At 46.3% G+C, this 18,862-nt stretch carries 32 protein-coding genes; 3 read left to right on the top strand and 29 right to left on the bottom strand.

What is annotated here, in order from left to right; genetic code table 11:
• Nucleotides 1-3: 3 nt before the first annotated feature.
• The 21 genes from K0A89_00480 to K0A89_00380 are packed head-to-tail and all read right to left on the bottom strand — an operon-like array spanning nt 4 to nt 11,292.
• On the bottom strand, nt 4-528 hold the full coding sequence (locus K0A89_00480) for a 50S ribosomal protein L18 (GenBank protein ID MBW6516969.1): 525 nt from the start codon (nt 526-528) through the stop codon (nt 4-6).
• A gap of 6 nt (nt 529-534) precedes the next feature.
• Nucleotides 535-987, bottom strand: a complete 453-nt coding sequence (locus K0A89_00475; protein MBW6516968.1) for a 50S ribosomal protein L19e — start codon at nt 985-987, stop codon at nt 535-537.
• 1 nt (nt 988) lies between these two features.
• The gene (locus K0A89_00470; GenBank protein ID MBW6516967.1) at nt 989-1,657 is read right to left on the bottom strand and encodes a 50S ribosomal protein L32e; all 669 of its coding nucleotides are present in this window, start codon (nt 1,655-1,657) and stop codon (nt 989-991) included.
• 9 nt (nt 1,658-1,666) lie between these two features.
• The gene (locus tag K0A89_00465) at nt 1,667-2,203 is read right to left on the bottom strand and encodes a 50S ribosomal protein L6 (GenBank protein MBW6516966.1); all 537 of its coding nucleotides are present in this window, start codon (nt 2,201-2,203) and stop codon (nt 1,667-1,669) included.
• An 11-nt stretch (nt 2,204-2,214) separates the two neighbouring features.
• Nucleotides 2,215-2,607: a 30S ribosomal protein S8 gene (locus K0A89_00460; protein MBW6516965.1), complete on the bottom strand. Its 393-nt coding sequence runs from the start codon at nt 2,605-2,607 to the stop codon at nt 2,215-2,217.
• Between the two features lie 11 nt (nt 2,608-2,618).
• Complete coding sequence (locus tag K0A89_00455) at nt 2,619-2,786, bottom strand: 30S ribosomal protein S14 (protein MBW6516964.1); 168 nt, start codon at nt 2,784-2,786, stop codon at nt 2,619-2,621.
• Nucleotides 2,783-3,355 (bottom strand): 50S ribosomal protein L5, encoded by a 573-nt coding sequence (locus tag K0A89_00450; GenBank protein ID MBW6516963.1) that lies wholly within the window; start codon nt 3,353-3,355, stop codon nt 2,783-2,785. The genes K0A89_00455 and K0A89_00450 overlap by 4 nt, the downstream gene beginning before the upstream one ends.
• Nucleotides 3,294-4,010 (bottom strand): 30S ribosomal protein S4e, encoded by a 717-nt coding sequence (locus K0A89_00445; protein ID MBW6516962.1) that lies wholly within the window; start codon nt 4,008-4,010, stop codon nt 3,294-3,296. The genes K0A89_00450 and K0A89_00445 overlap by 62 nt, the downstream gene beginning before the upstream one ends.
• Nucleotides 4,007-4,372, bottom strand: coding sequence for a 50S ribosomal protein L24 (gene rplX, locus K0A89_00440; protein ID MBW6516961.1), 366 nt, complete (start codon nt 4,370-4,372; stop codon nt 4,007-4,009). Before rplX ends, K0A89_00445 begins: the two co-directional genes overlap by 4 nt.
• A 17-nt stretch (nt 4,373-4,389) precedes the next feature.
• Complete coding sequence (gene rpl14p / locus K0A89_00435) at nt 4,390-4,788, bottom strand: 50S ribosomal protein L14 (GenBank protein ID MBW6516960.1); 399 nt, start codon at nt 4,786-4,788, stop codon at nt 4,390-4,392.
• Nucleotides 4,785-5,108, bottom strand: a complete 324-nt coding sequence (locus tag K0A89_00430) for a 30S ribosomal protein S17 (protein MBW6516959.1) — start codon at nt 5,106-5,108, stop codon at nt 4,785-4,787. Before K0A89_00430 ends, rpl14p begins: the two co-directional genes overlap by 4 nt.
• A 25-nt stretch (nt 5,109-5,133) precedes the next feature.
• Nucleotides 5,134-5,469, bottom strand: a complete 336-nt coding sequence (locus K0A89_00425) for a ribonuclease P protein component 1 (protein MBW6516958.1) — start codon at nt 5,467-5,469, stop codon at nt 5,134-5,136.
• 13 nt (nt 5,470-5,482) lie between these two features.
• On the bottom strand, nt 5,483-5,683 hold the full coding sequence (rpmC, locus tag K0A89_00420) for a 50S ribosomal protein L29 (GenBank protein ID MBW6516957.1): 201 nt from the start codon (nt 5,681-5,683) through the stop codon (nt 5,483-5,485).
• A complete protein-coding gene (locus tag K0A89_00415; GenBank protein ID MBW6516956.1) occupies nt 5,683-6,690 on the bottom strand; it encodes a 30S ribosomal protein S3 in 1,008 nt (335 codons plus the stop codon). The genes rpmC and K0A89_00415 overlap by 1 nt, the downstream gene beginning before the upstream one ends.
• 2 nt (nt 6,691-6,692) lie before the next feature.
• Nucleotides 6,693-7,148 (bottom strand): 50S ribosomal protein L22, encoded by a 456-nt coding sequence (locus K0A89_00410; protein ID MBW6516955.1) that lies wholly within the window; start codon nt 7,146-7,148, stop codon nt 6,693-6,695.
• Between the two features lie 13 nt (nt 7,149-7,161).
• Nucleotides 7,162-7,575: a 30S ribosomal protein S19 gene (locus tag K0A89_00405; protein ID MBW6516954.1), complete on the bottom strand. Its 414-nt coding sequence runs from the start codon at nt 7,573-7,575 to the stop codon at nt 7,162-7,164.
• Between the two features lie 6 nt (nt 7,576-7,581).
• Nucleotides 7,582-8,295, bottom strand: coding sequence for a 50S ribosomal protein L2 (locus K0A89_00400; protein MBW6516953.1), 714 nt, complete (start codon nt 8,293-8,295; stop codon nt 7,582-7,584).
• Between the two features lie 15 nt (nt 8,296-8,310).
• Nucleotides 8,311-8,562 (bottom strand): 50S ribosomal protein L23, encoded by a 252-nt coding sequence (locus K0A89_00395; GenBank protein ID MBW6516952.1) that lies wholly within the window; start codon nt 8,560-8,562, stop codon nt 8,311-8,313.
• Nucleotides 8,563-9,321 carry a 50S ribosomal protein L4 gene (rpl4p, locus tag K0A89_00390; protein ID MBW6516951.1) on the bottom strand — a complete coding sequence of 253 codons (759 nt, stop codon included), beginning with the start codon at nt 9,319-9,321 and terminating at the stop codon, nt 8,563-8,565.
• 5 nt (nt 9,322-9,326) lie between these two features.
• Nucleotides 9,327-10,343, bottom strand: a complete 1,017-nt coding sequence (locus K0A89_00385) for a 50S ribosomal protein L3 (GenBank protein ID MBW6516950.1) — start codon at nt 10,341-10,343, stop codon at nt 9,327-9,329.
• Nucleotides 10,344-10,398: 55 nt separating this feature from the next.
• Nucleotides 10,399-11,292, bottom strand: a complete 894-nt coding sequence (locus K0A89_00380; protein ID MBW6516949.1) for an RNA methyltransferase — start codon at nt 11,290-11,292, stop codon at nt 10,399-10,401.
• 142 nt (nt 11,293-11,434) lie between these two features.
• On the opposite strand from K0A89_00380, the gene K0A89_00375 reads away from it, so the two are divergent.
• Both K0A89_00375 and K0A89_00370 read left to right on the top strand, forming a co-directional pair.
• Nucleotides 11,435-11,554: a hydrogenase maturation nickel metallochaperone HypA gene (locus K0A89_00375; protein MBW6516948.1), complete on the top strand. Its 120-nt coding sequence runs from the start codon at nt 11,435-11,437 to the stop codon at nt 11,552-11,554.
• A 2-nt stretch (nt 11,555-11,556) separates the two neighbouring features.
• A complete protein-coding gene (locus tag K0A89_00370; GenBank protein ID MBW6516947.1) occupies nt 11,557-11,844 on the top strand; it encodes a DUF1805 domain-containing protein in 288 nt (95 codons plus the stop codon).
• An 18-nt stretch (nt 11,845-11,862) separates the two neighbouring features.
• Here K0A89_00370 and K0A89_00365 read toward each other — a convergent pair whose 3' ends face one another.
• The 7 genes from K0A89_00365 to argB form a co-directional block, all read right to left on the bottom strand.
• Entirely contained in the window at nt 11,863-12,102 is a 240-nt protein-coding gene (locus tag K0A89_00365; protein ID MBW6516946.1) for a hypothetical protein, read from the bottom strand.
• Nucleotides 12,103-12,114: 12 nt separating this feature from the next.
• The gene (locus K0A89_00360; GenBank protein ID MBW6516945.1) at nt 12,115-13,218 is read right to left on the bottom strand and encodes a cytochrome c3 family protein; all 1,104 of its coding nucleotides are present in this window, start codon (nt 13,216-13,218) and stop codon (nt 12,115-12,117) included.
• Between the two features lie 26 nt (nt 13,219-13,244).
• Entirely contained in the window at nt 13,245-13,886 is a 642-nt protein-coding gene (locus tag K0A89_00355; GenBank protein MBW6516944.1) for a hypothetical protein, read from the bottom strand.
• Nucleotides 13,887-13,967: 81 nt separating this feature from the next.
• Nucleotides 13,968-14,222 (bottom strand): hypothetical protein, encoded by a 255-nt coding sequence (locus tag K0A89_00350; GenBank protein MBW6516943.1) that lies wholly within the window; start codon nt 14,220-14,222, stop codon nt 13,968-13,970.
• A gap of 94 nt (nt 14,223-14,316) precedes the next feature.
• On the bottom strand, nt 14,317-16,095 hold the full coding sequence (locus tag K0A89_00345; protein ID MBW6516942.1) for a ribosome biogenesis/translation initiation ATPase RLI: 1,779 nt from the start codon (nt 16,093-16,095) through the stop codon (nt 14,317-14,319).
• Between the two features lie 23 nt (nt 16,096-16,118).
• Complete coding sequence (locus K0A89_00340; GenBank protein ID MBW6516941.1) at nt 16,119-16,589, bottom strand: hypothetical protein; 471 nt, start codon at nt 16,587-16,589, stop codon at nt 16,119-16,121.
• A gap of 84 nt (nt 16,590-16,673) precedes the next feature.
• Nucleotides 16,674-17,555, bottom strand: coding sequence for an acetylglutamate kinase (argB, locus tag K0A89_00335; protein MBW6516940.1), 882 nt, complete (start codon nt 17,553-17,555; stop codon nt 16,674-16,676).
• Between the two features lie 240 nt (nt 17,556-17,795).
• On the opposite strand from argB, the gene tnpA reads away from it, so the two are divergent.
• The gene (gene tnpA, locus K0A89_00330; protein ID MBW6516939.1) at nt 17,796-18,206 is read left to right on the top strand and encodes an IS200/IS605 family transposase; all 411 of its coding nucleotides are present in this window, start codon (nt 17,796-17,798) and stop codon (nt 18,204-18,206) included.
• A 155-nt stretch (nt 18,207-18,361) separates the two neighbouring features.
• Here tnpA and K0A89_00325 read toward each other — a convergent pair whose 3' ends face one another.
• Nucleotides 18,362-18,520, bottom strand: coding sequence for a hypothetical protein (locus tag K0A89_00325; GenBank protein ID MBW6516938.1), 159 nt, complete (start codon nt 18,518-18,520; stop codon nt 18,362-18,364).
• Nucleotides 18,521-18,862: the final 342 nt, after the last annotated feature.

Below are 18,862 nucleotides of genomic sequence, written 5' to 3'. Positions count from 1 at the left end.
TGTTTAATCCTCCCCAAATTCATTTTTGATCTTTGCCAGGGTCTCATCGAACATGGCAGGGATATCAATCCCGGTATATTCCTTTATCTCTTCGCCCCTTATTCTGGGCTCACCAGGAAATATCTCGGGATTATGGGGTACATCCAGACCAGAATCCACAATGCCTTTCAGGGCAGCATATATCCGGCTGCCTTTTGATGAAACCTGAAGTCCCATATCCAGCACTGCGTTCTCATATCCGGCCTTTTGAGCCTTATATCCGAAAAGCAGACCTGTAAGGTATGCTGATGGAGTATTTCCCGTGGGACCGGTATAACCATAACTACCGAGTTCGGTAGAATCAGCATGAACTAAAGTCCGGTCGCCTTCAGGCTTTGGTACTACCAGCTGGAGCTTCATATGTTTCAAGCTCCTGCGTGCTACTACCCGGGCCTGTTTAGACACCAACAATTTGAGCCGCTGATGATAATCGGTCCTCCCTTCTCTTCTACGTCTGAATGCTACTTTGTATCTAGGTCCTGTTGCCATGTATCATCACGTCTCCGTATGTTCAATGGATTCAATATGAGCTTCCATGTGTGCCACGTTCCTGTACACGCCACCTTTTGCCTTGCGGCGCATGGTACAGTAAGCCGATTTATCCAGCGTACCGTCAGTTTTCAGTTCACGTAACTTTTTCCTCAGGGCACGTATCTTCGTGATCCATTGCTGTTTTCTGGGATTGCGTGCGCCTTTGGCGCCACTTCTTGAACCGTGACCTTTGCGATGTCCGTATGCCCTTTTGACATCTACCTTCCGGGCACGTCCCCTGGACACGCCTTTCACAGGTCTGGCTTTTACAGCACCGCTGGAAATAAGTCCTCTTATATCTTCACGGGTGATAGCATTAGCAATGTCGCCTGCTGCTTCAGGGTTGAGCCAGATCCGGTTCACCCCGACTTTCAGCACACTTGCTGCAATTTTCTTCTGGTTCTTGAGGTCTGACATTTCACTGCACCTCCTCTTGATATGGTAGATTGAGTATCTTCAGTCCCAAGCTCTGTGCTTTCTTCACAATATCTATGCGTTTTCGCTGTCCTACGGTCCTTGCAATACGAACGGCCTGCGTGGCCGGATCAACATTGTCAAGGTCCTGGGCCCTGGATAAGAGTACTTCCTCAAAGCCTGACGGATGCAGTCCTTTTACTGCAACAGGACTTCCATATCCGACTCGTGCGATCTCACCTTTGCCAAGGATATATTGCCGTTTCTTATTATGCAGTCCTCTTGGCTTTCTCCAGGTATCCTTTAATTTCTTTTTCTTATGCTGGTCAGTCTGGACAAAGTGTGGTTTCTTGAGTTTCTGCCTCTTCCTGACATTGAGAAGCCTCTTTGATTCAGGTCCCATCTCAAGTTCTGCAGTTGGGATAAGTTCCGTATTTTTCTCAACTTCTTCTTCCAATTCCTCTTCAGCATTGACTTCATCTATGAAATGAGACACTTCATCCAATATCTGCCCAGCCAGTGCCTTCGTTATCCCTTTGATTTCAGATAACTCCTCGACTGTGGCTTTTTTCAGGTCCTCAAATGAAGTATATCCTGCTTCATACAGAGCCTTAGCCTTGGATTCGCCGACCCCTTTGAGTGAAGTGAATTCTTCGATTATCGCATCTTTCATTACAATCACCTACGCTCTCGCTTTCTCCACCACATATATTCCATCCTGGAATACCCTTGGGTCAAATCTCTTTATCTTGGTCGCCTGCTGGATATTAGCAGCGGTCTGACCAACATCTTCAATGTTGATACCGGTTACCACTACCTCATCTCCTTTAACATCCACCTTTGTCTCTCCCATTATCCTGGCCTTCCTCGGCTTTTTCTCGCCAAGGAAATTCCCGATATTCAGGGCACCACCCTCAACTTTCAACTGGATAGGGAAGTGAGAATATACCATTTTCATAGTATAGGAAAATCCAACAGTGACACCTCGTACCATATTGTTAATGTGGGACGAAATGGTACCGATCATGGCCTGCTGTTTTTTCCTCGGATTGGGTGAATCCACCGTAATCTGGTTATCAACCAGTTCTATAATGATACCGGGATACCAGAGTGAGCGGGAAATGGTGCCTTTTGGACCTGTTACAGTACACATACTGCCCTCCATCACCACTTTCACCTCACCGGGGATTTCCACGGCTCTTTTTATCTCCTTTGCCATTCTGTCACACCTCAATACACGTATGCAAGCAACTGGCCGCCAACCGTCTGGGCCCTGGCGTCATGTTGAGACTGCACACCATTTGGTGTAGTCAGTATCAGTGCACCGAAATTACTTGCCGGGAGGTAGCGTTTCTCCCATTTCTCAAAGTCTCTGTACCCAACTGCTGATCTGGGTTTTATGACTCCGCATTTGTTTATCTTTCCAATAAGTTCCACTTTGATCATACCGGCCATGCCGTCATCAATGAACTCGTACTGTCCCACATATCCCATATCCTGCATGACCTTCAGTACATTTCCGATCAATTTGGAGGCAGGATGAATGATGCAGTGGGACTTACCTGTGCTCTCAGCATTCTTCATTGTGGAGAGGGCGTCTGCCAGTGGGTCTAATAATACCATATTTTTTCACCTCATGAATTCTTAGTAAATCCCATGTCGGGAGCAACTTCTCTGAAACACTGACGACACAGGTATATTCCATATTTCCTTACAAGTCCCTGTTTCCGGCCGCATCTCTTGCATTCATTAGCACCCCGGCCGAACTTATGTTCATTTTGGGCTACTGTATCTTGATTCATGCCAGCACCTCCACGCCATATGCATCCTTAACATAGGCAATGGCATCCTGTTTGGTTAACTTATGGCGGTTTGGAACCTTTTGTTTTTGTATTCTGCGCCTGCTAACCCGATACCCGGGTCGGACCAGGGATACGGTTACATCCATACCATAAATTCCGATATTGGGGTCATACTTCATTTCAGGGAAGTCAGTATGTTCTTCAATCCCAAAACTGAAATTGCCGGTTTTATCGAATTGTGATTCTTTTAACTGGTTCTCAATGATGCCAAGACTGGTCCTCAGGAAACTCTCTGCCAATTCACCCCTCAAGGTAACTTTGCAGCCAATAGGTTCATGCTTCTTTATATGGAACGCCAGAAATGTTCGCTTGGCCATGGTCCTTACCCCTTGCTGGTGGGCAATCGTATTGAGGATATCCTCAGCTTTGTTGAGGTTATCACCACTCTCACCCACACCAATATGGACTGTGAGTTTATCGACCCTTGGCGTCCTCATTACATTACTTTCACTCACGGACAACACCTCCCAGATTGAATTCTGGTTTATCAGTTCCAACAACGAACACATAATCTTCGATAGTCTCGAAATCAGTACCATCATCCCGCGTAAGCAAGACCATGTTGTGCCTGCTACTGCGCACTTTCTTAATATCAGTGATACTGGCAAGTTCCCCTGAATGGGTACCCCCTGTGATGACTGCCTTATTACCATTTTCGTACTTGATATGCTTGTGAATACTTTTATCAGGTATATTCAAGATGACCGTATCGTTAGACTTGTAGTCATTACTGGCAATGATATTTGTTCCATCATGAAGGTTCAATTGTACCTTTGCGCCTTTTACCGTGGTTTTGTTCAGTATCTTGCAGGGTTTCTTTGGATTTTCCAAATCCAGCTTATTGACCGTTAACCTGCCTTTAGGGTCCAGGAGTATCCTGTAACTTATCGCAAGCTTTGGAATCTGGATAACATCAAAGACACCCACAGGGAATTTATGATCTCTCCTTACGATACCATCAACCAGCACATTGCCTTCATGTAAAATTCGTTTGACTTCCCTCGAATTATCTGCCAGTTTCAGGAGATCCCTTAAAAGGACTCCCAGGGGTAGTGCTTGTTTACCAGAATGGGGTCCTGGATTGGATTTGGTGATCCAGATATTTGTCTTCTTGGATACAGGCCAACTCTTTGGAGAAGCGATTCTTTTAAGATGTCTGCTCACTGTTCTTCGCCTCCTCGTGATAGTGTCAGTTCTCTCATTTCGTCACTGAGATTAAGCTTGGTAATCATTACATTGGATGGATGTACAGGTCTGGGTACTTCAGTGCCATCTGCTTTTGGTACACTTACACCTTCCACAACAATAGTAGTGTGTTTTAAATTTACCAGTTCCACCTTTCCTTCAGTACCAGTGTGATCCCCTCGCATGACCATGACAGTATCTCCTTCCCTGACAGGCAGGTTGCGTCTGTTATACTTTGCACGCAACTCATGTGACAGGGAAGCGCTCAGCAATTTCTGGCGCTGATGCAACGTTGCATTATAACGAGCTTTTCTCTGTTTTCTTGGTTGTGTTGATTTTATCTTCATATGGCAACACCTTACACTATAATTGAAGCAACTGATGCGATCTTAGTAAACCGCTCTGCAGCTTCCCGGGCCACAGGACCCTTAATCTCTGTACCTTTAGGTATGCCTTCATCATCCGTGATAACCACAGCATTATCCTCAAAAGATACTCTCAGTCCGTCCGGTCGCCTGAACTCTTTCTTCTGCCGCACTACGACGGCTTTCATTATCTGTTTGCGCATCTCTGGCGTGCCTTTCTTAACACTGACCACCAGCATGTCACCTATGCCACCCTTGGGATGCCTGTTCTTCACACCACGATATCTCTTCACAGATATGATCTCTACCTGCCTGGCACCTGTATTATCAACACAGTCAAGCCTGGCACCTGCATTCAAGGCACGTGGTATATTTGCTTTCATACCTCTCATTTCGTCACCTCGATCACAACAAAGGTCTTGGTCTTGCTCAATGGCCTGCATTCTGCAATCTTTACCTCATCTCCCTCTTTTGCATCAATGCATGGGGGGTTATGGGCATGAATCTTTGATTGTCTCTTTTCGAGTCTCTCATATTTTGGGATGAGCTTCTCGAAAACCCGTTTCACTACAACTGTCTTATCCATTTTACTGGCCACTACCGACCCGGTAAAAACCTGGCCCCTTACGGATAATGTACCATGGAAAGGACAGTTGATGTCAATGCACTCCTCTGAAGGAGCGTCGACGTCCAGCCCTATATTTCGTGTCATTATTATATACCTCAATATTTGTATTTCAGAGATTTATTCTCCGCCTGATAGTTTTCTTGAACTTTGATTGAATGCGATTTTCGGGTTGTGAGAGCAATAAAGTTCCATCCACTTTAACCCACACGCTCGTGACTGGCAGGTAACGTCTACCATCACTTGCGGGTATTGTGAACATGAATTGAGTATGGGATTTGGGTACGGTCTTAACGCACCTGTTACCCACATCAATGCGTATCGTGTTTCTCGTTTCGTTAATCACCTTTCCTCTTATTCCTATTTGAGCAGAATTGGTGCAACCCACCACCTCAGCCTCAAGCCCTATCAATTCATGGTGGATGAGGTTTTGGGGTGTTATCTGCATGTATAACCTCTAATTATTCACCAATTTCATTCTGAATGGTCATGACCCGTGCAATGGTCCTGCGTATCTCTCCAATGCGGCCCGGATTTTCAGGTGCACCACCAGCAGAAGCAATGGCACGTTCCCTTATGAGTTCAGCGTTGAGAGTATCCAGTTCATCCAGCCTCTCCTCGCGGCTCATGTTCCGTATCTCATCCACTCGCAGTATGGCCATTACTCATCATCCCCGTCTGCCTTGTGCACCCTTTTGGACGGATGCCAGTAATCGTAGCCTTCATGCTTGTGCTCTTCAACATCGTTGTTCATGCGTGTCTGCTCACTAACCAATTTTTCACTCTCTGGCTGTGCGACAGTTCCAGCCAATGGTTTAGCTGGTATCTCGTCACCCACACTGGTCCCTTTTGAAGACTTTGCCTCACCAACCTTTTCTGGTTTGGCAGTTGCGGGTGCATCGTGTGGCCTGGACATAGGATGCCAGTCCATATCATCATGCCTGTGCTCCCATATACTGCCGACCTGTCTGAGGTTAGTCATTTCAGCCTTCTTTTTATCAGGAGCCTTTTCTACTACCTCTTTTATGCTTTTCTTTGCCTCAGGTCCAGCAATTTCAGGTGCCACAGGAGCAGTCTCTTTGAGCATATGGAACTTGCCGGGAAGTACTGTGCCAGGAGGTACGATGCGTACACAGCAACCGATTGCGCCCAGTTTTTTCACTGCCATGGCATAACCAGTATCTACCAGCTCTTCAGCTGGCTTACCTGCATGTTTAATGTAACCGTCGACCATCTTGGAAATCCTTGAACGGGGACCGGTAAGTTTTCCGGAAATTATGATCTGGCAGCCCAGTGCTCCGGATTCCATGATACGGCTAAGCATATTGTGCCCGGCCTTCCGGAAATACCATCCTCTTTCGAGGGCATTTGCCAGGCGGTTTGCCATCATCTGAGCATTGAGTTCAGGTACTTTAACTTCCTGTACCTCTATCTGTGGATTGTCCACGTTGAAGAGATATGACATATCCCGGGTAAGACGCTGTATGGTCTTTCCACCTTTACCTATGACCATTCCCGGTTTCTCTGCTAACAGAGTTATCTGGGTGCCCATGGGTGTGCGGTTCATGATCATTCCACCATATCCGGCACGCTCGAGCTGTTTGGTGAAATACTCGTTGATCATTGCTTTGGTAAGCCCGTCCTGTACGAACTTTCTCTCAACTCCCATGTTCACTGCACCTCCTGGAGTACTACTTCTATGTTCACGGTTTCAGTGTTCTTGGGTGAAGAGCTACCCCGTGCCCTGGCCATATAACCATGTATCACACGTCCCTGTTTGGTTGAAATGTGACTGATCTTCATATGCTGGGGGTCAAGCCCCTTATATTCGGCGTTAGCCTCTGCATTCACCAGTATTTTGATAAATTCCTTTGCAGCTTTCTGGGGGTACCTTCCCGCGGCCATGGGACCTCTGCGGTGTCCCATACTGTCATTATGTCGCTTGAACGGAACTGCCGTTTTAAGGGCAGCAACCTCTTTAAGGTACTGTTTTGCACGTTCGCTCTTCATACCCTTGATAGCCCTGCATATCTCCCTGGAATGCCTGGGTGATATATGTAATTCATGACCCATTGCAGTGGATGTAGTTTCCGGGTCTGCCTGAACTGAATATTGAATTCTTGACATCCTTTTTCCTCCATCACTTCAAGGGTACGAACTTGCTGGACTTGGTAGCACCAACACCGGCTGAACCGTGGCTCACGCGCTTTCGGGTCATGGAATACTCACCGAAATAGTGTCCCATCATCTCTGGTATGACCTCGATCTTCTCGAAGCTCTTACCATTGTATATTTCCAGATTACGACCTACCATTTCAGGAAGAATGATCATATCCCTTCGATGCGTCCTGATATCGGTCTCGCCTTCCTTGATCTTTTGCATTATCTTTTTATGTTCATCGCTAAGCCCGCGTTTTATTGTCCTGCGCTGTCTTGCAGGTATAAGTTGGGAAAACTCTTCCGTACTTAATGTCTTTAGCTCATCAACGGTCTTTCCGCGATAAGTATATTCACCTTTTCTCTTTGGGAGTTTGGTGGATGTTTTCTTTGCCATACCTTCTCACCTCTTTCCTGTTCGTCTTGCAGCTATCGAACCGACCTTCCGGCCCGGTGGTGTCCTTCTACTCACCGTTGTGGGTCTTCCTGGATGCTGCCAACCACCGCCACCGAATGGGTGGTTTATGGCGTTCATTGCCACGCCACGTACCCGGGGATACTTTGTAGCCCTTGTTTTGAGCTTATGATACTTCTTTCCTGCTTTGACAAATGGCTTATCGGTCCTGCCGCCGCCTGCCACCACACCAATGGTAGCTTTGCACAATGGGCTCAGCCACTTCATTACACCACTTGGAAGCTGCACTACACTCTTGCCCACATCATGGGCAACCAGTACAGCATACACACCACTTGAGCGGGCAAACTGTCCACCGTCTCCCGGCCTGTTCTCGATGTTACATACCAGCACGCCTTCAGGTATCTCGCCCAGGGGTAATGTATTACCTGGCTTGACCTCGGCAGATATCCCGCATGAGATCTGCTGTCCTACAGAAATACCCTCAGGGACGAGTATCAGTCGTTCTTCCCCGTTATCAAGTTTCACCCTCGCAATAGGGGCTGAACGGGCAGTGTCATGCAAAATCTCGATGACATCCCCTGTGACTGTCTGGTCTTTGTCTACCTTAATATGTTTAAGTTCAGCTTTGAACTTGTGGGAGGGTGCCCGGTACGTGGGTGACCCTCTTCCTCGGTTCTGTGAGATTATTCTCTTTCCCATACCTTTCACCTCTCCTTAGAATATACCAAGTTTTGAGGCCAGCTCTCCAGCAGTGGTACTGCCTTCAAAGGATACGATGGCCTTTTTCTTGCCTTTCATTGTTATCATGGTATTCACGCTGATAATGGGGATGTTATAGAGTGCTTCTATCTCCCGCTTTATCTGGTACTTGGTAGTCTTAATGTCCACTATGAACTGCAACTTATTATTGTCCTCGATATGATAGGTTGCCTTTTCTGTGACAAAGGGATGTTTTATGGCAGACATCTACGCCACCCCCCCCAGTGCCCGTATGGCAGATTCTGTCCAGATGGCCAACCTGCCTGCGTGGGTTCCTGGTGCCAGCAGTTCTGCATTCAGCTTGTTGACCATTACCACATCCACTCCAGGCAGATTTCGTGCTGCCCGTACGATGCCGTTATCCTGGCCTACCACGATAAGCAGACTCTTGGGTCTCTTGTATTTCCGACCGCGTCTTTTACCGCCGCCTGCCCTGATGTGCTTGCCGTTCTTGGCACGCATGACATCCTGGAACACGTTGATGGTCTCCATGAAGCCTACAACGTCTTTTGTGGTCTGTACATCCTGGAACTCATCCACAGCAACGATAGGCAGTTCTGCATCGAACCTGTGCCCGCGCTGCTTTGTCAGTTCAACATTGCCAGTGGCCGCTATTGCCGAATTGATGGCTTTTAAGCGTTCTTTCTTATTGATCTTCTCAGAGTAATCTTTCTCCACCTTTGGTGGATGGGCTTTCCTGCCGCCTCTTGCCTGGGATATCCGGGCAACCCTGTTACCGTTCTGTATTCTTGGTACCCGGGCAGAACCTCTGCCTGGACCCGCATTATCTGCCGATGTCTGCATACCGGCATAAGGGGTAGGACCGTAAGCCTGTAACCTGTTTGCCTGAGCAGCCAGTACTGCCCTTTTGATCAGGTCTGGCCTGTAGATCTCATCAAATACTTCAGGGAGCTCAATTTCACCTTTTTGTGCACCTGTTAAATCCATGATTTTTGCCTTGCTCATCTATCTCACCCCTGTTTGGATTCCACACTGATATGTGAAATCTGTGGCGCTCCAACGTTCTTGATCTCAGACCTTATAGCCGGTCTTAACCTGATAAGTCGCTTTTTAGGACCAGGTACACTGCCCTTAATGAGCAGGTATTCGCCATTCACTTCTCCATAATTTAAAAACCCGCCCGCAGGAGTTACTTCTTCACCGTTCCCACCGATCTTGAGGATACGTTTATTATATTCTGTCCTCTGGTGATAGCCAGTCTGGCCCAGTTGAGGTACCCTCCAGCTCACCCTGGATGGATTCCAGGGTCCTAGTGTACCTACCTGCCTGAGACTTCCCTGCCTGCTGTGCTTGCTTTTCATCAAATTGATATGCCATCTTTTAACAGGTCCCTGAGTACCCTTGCCAGTGGTGATGGCAGATGTGTCCACAATATCGCCTGAATTAAAAACATCAGAAACAGTAATCGATTTACCAAGGATGGATTTGGCATATTCAAGCCTTGCAGCAACGTTTCCGCCAACAATCCTGTTCTCCATCACATCAGGTTTTTTCTTGGGTACTCCTGATATCTGAGATGGTAATGTATACGTGATTACATGAATATTTTCCACCGCTCCCTCCTCGACCAGTTTTTCCATACTGGCAAGAGCTTTGTCCGGTTTGGCTTTCTTTGGCCGGACCATTTTTCGGTCCAATGTTGGGTCAAGGTCATTGGATAGAGCTTCACCGAGTATCTTTACACCGTATGGTCCTTTCTTGCCATAGGCCCTGATGGCTGCAATCCTCATGGCAGGTACTTCAAGCACCGTTACAGGTACTGATATCTCCATACCTTCTGTAAGGCTTTTCGGCTTATCATCCATCATTATCACATGGCTCATGCCGACCTTGTATCCTGCAAAACCGCCCATTTTGGGTTCGTCATCACTTATGGACCATGATCGTATTGTAGGTACCTGACTCTTTGCCCTTTTTCTGGGACTGAATGACAGGGAACCTCGCCTTGGTCTGTGTACGTTTGCCATTGTTTTCCTCCTTAATCTCCTGGAATATGCTATTTATCGCGATTTATTTCCAACCTTACCTGACGAGGTTCAGCATTGACAGTGTGGCCCACACGGCTTCTTCTGTCCTTACAGTGGCTGTGCCTTGTTCAGGTACGGTATTCAGTGATTCACACTGATATTTTGAGAGGTCTGTACCCTCTCTTGCTAATATGGACTCCACGCCCTGCCTGGGTGAACCGAATACAACAACAGTATAAGACTTTAACCTTATTTGCCTGCCCAATTCCTCAAGGAACCGGGTATCAAGTACCCGGCCCTCCCGTGAGGTGGCCAATATCAGGGCATCCTGTCCGGATACGATATCCAGTGCCCCTGCAAGGCTGTCTACAATTGCTGTCCGGTATCCCCAGTACACAGGGATATTGTCCGTTTCTACAAGTTCAACTTGTATCGGTCGTCGCGAAAAGATCCTGACATTGACACGTTCACCCATTCGCACCTTCCTTGAGGAAGGTTTGAGGGGAACCGGGCTATCTATACCGATATCGACCCATGTGATTGTGTCAGATCCGACTTTTATCTCGCTCTTCTTTGGTCCTGGGACCACGACCCCAACGCGGAATTCTCCATCGTTCAGGTCAGATGATTTTGATGCTGTTGGATGATGTGGTGTACGCAACGGAGGTAATATTCCGGCGTACTTCAGCTCCTTCTGAAGCGGGAAAAGGTGTTTGCGCAGGTATTGGGGAGTTTCTGCATATCTCAGTAACAGGTCTATGAACCTGCTGTCATCGAACTGCGGATCCCGGTAGATAATAATATTATCAACCCGAAACACCGATGCTGCCCTCGCGACCTGGCCGACCTTGTAGGTCCTTATTCTCTCATCCCTTGTCTCTGATGTCAGGGATGAAGGTATAAGTATTGTCAGGCCTGATCTTTCTTTAACCGCTGGTGAAGGTATCATCTATACTTTCCGGTTATGATAACATTAGGGGTATATAAGTGTTTGGCACACAGGCAGTAATTTTATAACCTATAATAGAATTCTATTCATTGAGGTAATTACTATGTGTTTTGTTGATTCGAGTACTGCGGATAGCGTTGACATGAGTGGTGCTGCAATGTCAGGTTATAAATGTAATGCATGCGGTAATAAATTCAAGGGTATGGGCTCCAAACTGTCCTGTCCGACCTGCCAGTCCACTGACCTCAAGAAGATGGATTAACTATGCTCATTGAACCCATCGAACTTGAAAATGGTACAGCTGTGGGGTTGAAAATCGATATGGAACATGCTCCATTGCTTGTCATTAAGGCACCAAAAGGTTTTGTCATGTGCGGCTACCTGCACATTGACACAGCCGAGCGTCTGGGTGATGTGGCCGTAAAAGTAACTGGTGTCGGCAGTTTTAATGATGTGCTGGCGGCCACTGTGGTAGAATCCACAACAGCTGCCCAAAACCTGGGAATTCAAGAGGGAATGACCGGGCAGGCAGCACTGGAACTCATGTTCTAACAACTTACGTTCATGAAATCAGTGATTATGGACGGAAGTATGCTCTTTATCAAGGTATTTCTTCTTTAAATCCCATAGTATCGCCACACACAATATCAATAAACCTAAGCTCAATATGCCCAATCCAGATACCATCATCATCAGAGTGGCAACTGACTTGAAAGGAATAAATATCAGCAACATTGTCACGGCAATTATACCAAAGAACACAGCCACATAATACAAAATCACGTCAGATTTTAATATTGCAGGTATCATTTACATCTCTCCTCATTCTTTAATCCATAATTCATGTGCTGAAATGTGGCATCGTTTGCAATCAGTTGTGGTACTGGTGTGCGGTGTACCATGACAGTCCATACAGGTCGGAACCTGAGCGTGGTTAGGGTGACACTTGACACATTTTAACTGGGCATGCCGAGTATTACTATTCAATAAATTATTCCCGGTCTGCTCATGGCATTCAAGGCATAATGATGTCGGTGTATTGCCCGAATATTTTACATTCCTGGGAGTATGCCCTCTATGGCAAACAAAACAATCTGCCTGGGTAGATTCCTCACCATGCGGTTTATGGCATTTGGAACATTGCTGTTTCTGGCCATGGGATGGATGACACATTATACAGTCCAGATTAGAGTGTTTCGATGGTTGTACATTGAAAGTTACATTAACATTGTAATGACATTTGATACACAGACTTTTATTAATAGCCACCTCGGTGAATTCAATATCCGCAGGTTTATGGGCGTCGCTGTGGCATTCTTTACAATCCACAAATACCCCTTGATGGAATGAACCATGACACTGTACGCATTCCATGACATAACCATGTGATGGATGGCAGAATGCGCAACCTTTCTTGGAATGCTTGCCCCCCTTCTCTTCTAATGAAGTAAATGGTATCGGATGACACGATGCACATGTTTTTTCAGGCATTCCTCGTGTGTGGCCTGAATGACATGATGCACAGTCAGTTACGTTTGCATGGGGATCAAGCGGCCGATCATTCAGTATTATCTTGTAATTCTCATGACATACCAGACATCGTTCCTTATTCTCCAGTTTAGTATCCTCTTTGTTCTCAGGAGGATGCGTTCCGAGCACGTCACGAACCATCATTTTGGTCAAAAGGCCCGTGTATGCCACATGATCATGTCCCTCATGACATCCTGCACATGAAATATCATAATGCGAATGGGCGTAATCCAGTGAATCCCCGGGGTCATTGTAGGAATCGTATTCTTTTTCATGGCATACCATGCAAAAACTGTTATTTCTTACAAAATGAGATGCATCAATAAATACAAATACCGCAATCAAAACGAAAAACAGCATAATAACTGTAACAATCACCTTTCTCGTATCAACCATAAATAATTCACCATATGTGTTTTTGCCTACTCTTCAGTATAATGCCATGTATACTCACGTTGAACTTTTTCCTGGATCTGGGCAACGGTATGATCATGTGCAGGTCCATGACATGTAATACATGTCTGGGTACTATAACCTACATCAGTCACGTTCTCATGCAATCCTACTACATTCATATGACAGCTTGTACATTCGGGTTTATAGAGGTGATAAATATGGCACCCTTCGCACTGCAAGGTCTGATGTCTGCCCCCGGCAAGGGTAGGTTGCGCAACATTGTGACATGTCGAACATGTTGAATGGCAAACCATACACTCGTTCGTAGACATCTTTTCCTCATGAGGGTCTTTTGCATGGCAGGAACTGCATACAGTATATGCCATTGCCGTGCCTCTGTCGGTAGTATGGCAGTGGTCACATTCGTCCAGTTCAAAACCACCATGTGATAGTTCAATACTTTCATGACAGTTTGTACAATCCCTGTTTACAAGACCACCGGCCACATGTATATTTGCAGCCTGTTCAGATAATTCCCTACCTTGATGACAGGTATTGCAATCCTCTTCAATAATTAAGGTCGTTGTCATAGAAGTGATCAATCCGATTGAAAAAAAGACCAGTGTCAGAATAGTTAACGCACCCGGAACCAGCTTTCTTAAACTCATACCCTTGCCCTCATTTTTATTTTTGCCAGTCGATATATTCAATAATTGAATCTCTTTTACTTTTGTCTCACCTTTTAACCATCACGTTTTTTTACAAAATGGTTTTGGCAGGTTGAATGAATACGCCAGGAAACCGTATGTGAACCACATAATTGCGTAAACCAGTAATGCACATATTATAGTGCCTCCTATCCGGGTCAGTCCTGATTCACCCGGATGGGCATTAGCACCCAATATCCAGTTGAACATCCAGTATATTCCCCAGTAAACACCTGTGAACCATACAGGAATTTGAAGTATCAATGACAATATGAATTTAATGTCTTTTGAATCCAACAATACTCACCACATTTGATAATAAGAATTTCTTATATAAAACTTGTTATTTTAATTTATTGCCAATCATTTTTTTAATTAATAATAGTTAATTCTATTCCAAAGCATAATAATATTCACCCACAGACTTTTGCTGTCTATCCAACTTTGAATTTGTTTTATTTACCCTGGGCCTGCGGGTTTCATCATCCCGCCTGAATGTGATATTCAGGTTCTTCAAAAACAGGTTCATACCCTCACGCATGTTAAAGGGACCGTGGACCTCTCCTATTACTCCCGGGTTTCCCTCAAACACTACAAGCCTCTCGGCCAGCATATCAATCAAATAAATATCATGGTCCACTACCATGGCAGTCACATTATTATTTTCTGTGAACCTGCGGATAACCCTGGTTGCCAGGGAACGCTGTTCCACATCAAGGTGTGCGCTGGGTTCGTCGAAGATATACAGGTCAGCATTCTTGCCAAGACAGGCAGCAATAGCAGCACGCTGCAGTTCACCTCCCGAAAGTTCAGTCAGCGTCCTGTCCATCAGGCCGTCCAGCTGCAGCGGCTTGATTATCTCGGTCTGGTAATAACTGGTATCGAACTTGGTGTTAATACCCCGTAGAAAGCTCCTCACGGTAACTGGATAGTCGCCCTTCAAGTACTGGGGTTTGTATGCGATGGTAAGTTCAGTCTCAAGATTGCCTGTTGTAGGTGTTTCGTCACCTGCCAGAATTTTCACAAATGTTGTTTTTCCTATCCCATTGGGTCCCACAATACCTATGACCTCGCCCTTTTTTATTACACTGCCGATGGTATCACTTCCAACTACCAGTTCAAATCCATCCTCGCCATATTTCTTGGTGAACCTGCCAAATTCAAGCAAAGTAGGGATAGCTTTTTGCTCCCGCGGCGGATGTTCCTCGAACTCGATGGCTTCGGTGCGCAATCGTATGTTCTCCTCAGCCAGAAATCCATGGAGGTACTGGTTAATGGCAACCCTCACACCTTTTGGCTGAGTTATCACTCCGTAACCTGCAGGAATACCATAAGCGATATGTACGGTATCTGCCAGCAGGTCCAGGAGGGCCAGGTCGTGTTCTATCACCATCACTGCACTGGTTTCTGCAAGTTCCTGAATGATACGCGCCGAATTGATGCGCTGGTAAATGTCAAGGTAAGGACTGATCTCGTCAATGAAATAGAAATCAGCTTCCCTGCTCACACATGCAGCCAGTGCCACCCTTTGAAGTTCACCTCCGGAAAGCTCTTTAATGTCCCTTCCCAGCACATGCTCTATCTCAAGCTTGCTTGCCATTTCATCCATGATACCCCGCTCATCGGCTTTACTGAGCAATTGAGATACATTGCCTTTCACTGCTTTGGGGATGTTATCCACATACTGCGGTTTATGGGAAGCTTTGATATTACCTTCCGAGAGGGCTTGCATATAATCGTACATACCTGAGCCGGAATAAATCTCCAGCACTTCATCCCAGGTAGTGTTGTCTTTACCCAGGTTAGGCATCATGATACCACTTAAGATATTGACGGTTGTTGATTTTCCCACCCCGTTCTGGCCAAGGATACCCGTGACCTTACCCTGTACCGGTGTTGGCAACCCGTAGAGCGCAAACCCGTTGGGTCCATACCTGTGCACAGGGTTGTCCAGCTCCTCGGGCAGCCCGATTATCATGATTGCATCAAAAGGACATTTCTTTACACAGATGCCACAGCCTACGCAGAGTTCTTCTGATATTACAGCCTTGCTATCCTCACCGATAACTACGGTCTCGTCCCCGGTACGTACCCTGGGACAAAAATGAATGCATTCGCGACCGCATTTCTTGAACTGGCACCTGTCTTTTTTAACGATGGCTATCCTCATAGAGATCACACCTGAAAAATGGTTCAAAGGGGAGGGTTCAGTAATAGTGTCCAGACCACAAGCCAGAAAATGATTGTCATGAACTCAACATAGAACCAGTCCTTCTTACCGAATTCTTTCATATCCAGCCCTAGTATAGGATATATAATACGCTGGGCATAGTATGAGAAGATTGCCACGAACAGAATAATAGAAAGCCAGGGATATTCGGTACCATCCCCCATGTTAAAAAAACTAATGAATCCGGCAAGTGCCCCTATTAAGGCAGGAACCACTGTCTTAATAATGCCGAGTTTGTGGAGCTTCTGCTTCTCCTCAGGAGTCTTTTCCACTGGCGGAGAAGGAACTGATAGGGATGGAGTTGAGGGAGATTTTTCAGTCCCTTTTTTTTGCTTTGCAGCTTTCTCACGCTCTGCCAATGCCTGTTGCTGTGCCGCTGATTCTTTGGCCCGCTCCCAGAATCCTTTCTTTGCGCTTTTGGTCTTTTTACTCAATGGTCGCTACTCCAGACAATACGATTTGACCTAATAGACTTCGGATACCTTATATGCTTAACTGTGGTAAAACAGGATACATTTTTAATGGAATATCATGGTCCCTATACCCTGGTCCGTGAACAGTTCGAGCAGTATACTATGGGACTTGCTACCGTCAATGATATGTACTTTTTCCACACCTTTTTCCACTGCGCTCGCTGCTGAACGTACCTTTGGGATCATTCCCCCCGCAATGGTGCCATCCGCTATCATGTCCTCGATATTTTCCAACTGTATACGGGAGATGCGGGTGGATTTGTTGGCAGGATCCTCCAGTACACCCGGTACATCGGTCATGAGTATGAGTTTCTTGGCCCGCATGGCTGCGGCTATGTCACCGGCAACGGTATCAGCATTGATGTTCAGGCTGTTGCCCTTCTCATCAACTGCAATAGGAGCAATGACCGGAATATAACCCTTGCCCGCCGCTATTAAGAGTATCTCCGGATTTATAATTTCCACATCACCCACCCAGCCCAGGTCAACGTCATGTTCCCTGCCTTCCACGGTGACGTGCTGGAGGGCTTTCTTTCTGGCAACAATGAGCCGGCCGTCCTTGCCTGATAGCCCCAGCCCTTTACCGCCAAAGGTGCCGATGGCAGACACGATGCGGGTGTTGATGTTACCCACCAGTACCATGCGGGCTATTTCCATGGTCTCGTCATCGGTGATACGCAGTCCTGCCACGAACTCGCTTTTCTTGCCCATCGCTTCCATTTTCTGGGTTATCTCGGGTCCGCCGCCGTGGACAATGATGGGGTGGATGCCCACATAGCGCAGGAGTACCACGTCCTGCACAATGTCCTCCATGAGCCCGGGGTCCACCATGGCATGGCCTCCTACCTTGATGACCATGATGGAGTCGTGGAACTCCCTGATATACGGGAGGGCTTCTATCAATATCTGCTCGCGGCTGATGTTCATGATTGCGGGTGCTCCTTACTTTTCTGGGGATTATATGTTATGGAAGGATATAAAGGTTTTAATGGTGTTGTTCATCTACCTTTCCACCTGCACATCAGGGTGCATGGATGTACCCGGATAGATATTCCGACTTTCAAACGAGTTATTCCGGGTGTATCTGTAATTCATTTAAACATCACATAATACTTTCACTGAGCTCTCGCCGATTATTTACTATTGCTTACTATAAAATGCCAAACCATGAAAAAAGAATTGAGACTTGACAGACATACTGTTTCGTTACTCACCGACCACATGGTAATTACCCCGAAATATCGGGGGAAGATCCTTGTTGGAGAAGTTGGCCTGGTGACAGAAGCTATAATCAGAAAACCGTGTAAAGAAATGGATATCAAGATCATAGATATTTCCGTGAATATTGATCATGTCCATTTATTTATTCAATACCCACCAAAATATTCCGTACGTTTTATTGCAAAGAAGATCAAAGGACGTTCGAGCAGAATATTGAGACAGAACGTTCCACATCTCAAAGAATGGTGTGAAGATCATCTGTGGTCACCAGGGTGTTATCACGGGTCTGTTTGGCAGGGATGGGAGGTAGTTGAGAAATATATTTCAACTCAAGACTGTTCAGTTAAGGATAAATAGAAACGTTCATATGCCAAAAAACGTTAACAAGCCCCGGATCCTTCAAGTACGGGGTATAGTGACTCCTCTCAATCCTCCTGCCACTACCAAAAACCTGCCATCCAATAGTCGAATCCCCAAATTCGGCCACAGCGTTCTTCACTCTCCCGGCCCCCTCAGCCACAGCATAGACCGTCGGCCCGAACGAACTCAATGCCTGCTCCATAGGCACCCTGCTCTCTCATACTATCCATACAGCACCTGATCTCATCAGACTGCAGGCCCACTCCCCGCTCCTTGAATCTCACTTCCTGGATGCGGTTCATCGCAATCAAAAAACAAAACACGAGCATCCAATCTGACGCCTGTCGGATTTACGATTCGGGGTCGTTGACTGGCGTGCCTTGAAGCGTAAAAGAGAATGATGAACAACCAGGACATTGGAGAAAAGAAAGTATGTCCCACTGCGGGTTAAAATCCCGCCGTCTGTGTCTGCCCCTGGACGAAGAGGACGGGAAGTGCAGCATCGTGATGTGCTGTGCGGAGTTCGGTAGCGAAGGGGTTCTAGCTTTGGAAAGAGTCGGAAAGTTTAGCACAATAACACCAATCGGATAAAAAAATGCCAGAAAGGTAATTCATGATTTATTGTTTTTATCGATAGGTTCTTAATGTTGATA

It is taken from the genome of ANME-2 cluster archaeon (assembly GCA_019429385.1).
Lineage (GTDB): Archaea > Halobacteriota > Methanosarcinia > Methanosarcinales > Methanocomedenaceae > Methanocomedens_B.
This window is presented reverse-complemented; position numbering and strand designations above follow the sequence as displayed.